This is a genomic window from Micromonospora sp. NBRC 101691 (assembly GCF_030269285.1).
In the GTDB taxonomy this organism is placed as follows: domain Bacteria; phylum Actinomycetota; class Actinomycetes; order Mycobacteriales; family Micromonosporaceae; genus Micromonospora; species Micromonospora echinospora.
The window spans coordinates 1-1,290 of sequence record NZ_BSTB01000049.1 but is presented as its reverse complement, the minus strand read 5'-3'; the positions used below and the strand labels follow the sequence as shown (position 1 = coordinate 1,290).

At 68.3% G+C, this 1,290-nt stretch carries 1 protein-coding gene; it reads left to right on the top strand.

The window, feature by feature from the left end; genetic code table 11:
* The first annotated feature begins 162 nt into the window (after positions 1–162).
* Positions 163–1,257, top strand: coding sequence for an IS30 family transposase (locus tag QSK20_RS31890; protein ID WP_502889101.1), 1,095 nt, complete (start codon positions 163–165; stop codon positions 1,255–1,257).
* The last annotated feature ends 33 nt before the right edge of the window (positions 1,258–1,290 follow it).

Below are 1,290 nucleotides of genomic sequence, written 5' to 3'. Positions count from 1 at the left end.
CTTGGGTTCTAGTGGTGGTTGCAACACCTGACGTGTGCAGGGGTTGTGGTGTTCGGGTTGCGTGGGGTGCGGGCTCCTCAGGGTCGGGTGAAGTTGTCTGCCGAGCGGCAGGCTTATCTTGATCTTGTGGCGTGGGGTGTGGGGACCGTTGAGGCGTGTCGGATGGTCGGGGTCAGCCGGCGTACGGGGCATCGTTGGCGGTTCGGGCGGCCGAGTCGGGCCGGGCGGGAGGTGTCGTCTCCGGTCCGGTCCGAGTCTCGTTCTGGCCGGTTCCTGTCGGTGGACGAGCGGATCGTGATCGCTGATCTGTGGCGTGCGGGCCGGTCGGTGCGGTCGATCGCGGTCGAGTTGGGGCGGGATCCGTCCACGGTCAGTCGTGAGGTGCGCCGCAACGCCCATCCGGGCAGTGGGGACTATCGTCCCCACGCGGCGCAGGCACGGGCTGACGCGCGGCGGGCACGGCCGAAGACCGGCAAGCTCGCGGTGAACCCGCGGTTGCGTCAGGCCGTCCAGGACGGCCTGGATCGCAGGTGGAGCCCGGAACAGATCGTGCGACGGTTACGGCGAGACTTCCCCGACCAGCCAGGGATGCACGTGACCCACGAGACGATCTACCAGGCGCTCTACGTCCAAGGCCGTGGTGAGCTCCGCCGGGAGTTGACCCGGGCGTTGCGCACCGGCCGGGCGGCCCGCCGTCCCCGCCGCCCGGCCGGACAACGCCAGCCCCGGTTCACCGCCCCGATGGTGATGATCAGTGACCGGCCCGCCGAAGTCGACGACCGGGCGGTACCCGGCCACTGGGAAGGCGACCTGATCATCGGCAAGGACAACGCCTCCGCGATCGGCACCCTCGTGGAACGCACCACCCGCTACGTCCTGCTGACACACCTGGGTCAGGGACGCACCGCCGAACACGTCCGCGACGCGCTGCTGACCACCATCGCGACCCTGCCCACCCATCTGAAACGATCTCTGACCTGGGACCAAGGCGCGGAGATGGCCCTGCACCACCAGTTCAGCACCGCCGCTGACATGCCCGTCTACTTCTGCGACCCCCACTCGCCCTGGCAACGCGGATCCAACGAGAACACCAACGGCCTGCTCCGCCAGTACTTCCCCAAAGGCACCGACCTCACCACCCACAGCCCCGAGCACCTCGCCGCGGTAGCCGCCGAACTCAACGGCCGACCACGCAAAACACTCGGCTGGGACACCCCAGCCGAGCGCCTCGCTAAACTCCTCACCGAAACCAGTTGATCACCTGTGTTGCAACGACCCCTCGAATCCGCC

Coding starts and splice junctions, on each gene's coding strand:
- QSK20_RS31890 (WP_502889101.1), top strand. CDS start 163: ATGGTCGGGGTCAGCCGGCGTACGGGGCATCGTTGGCGGTTCGGGCGG.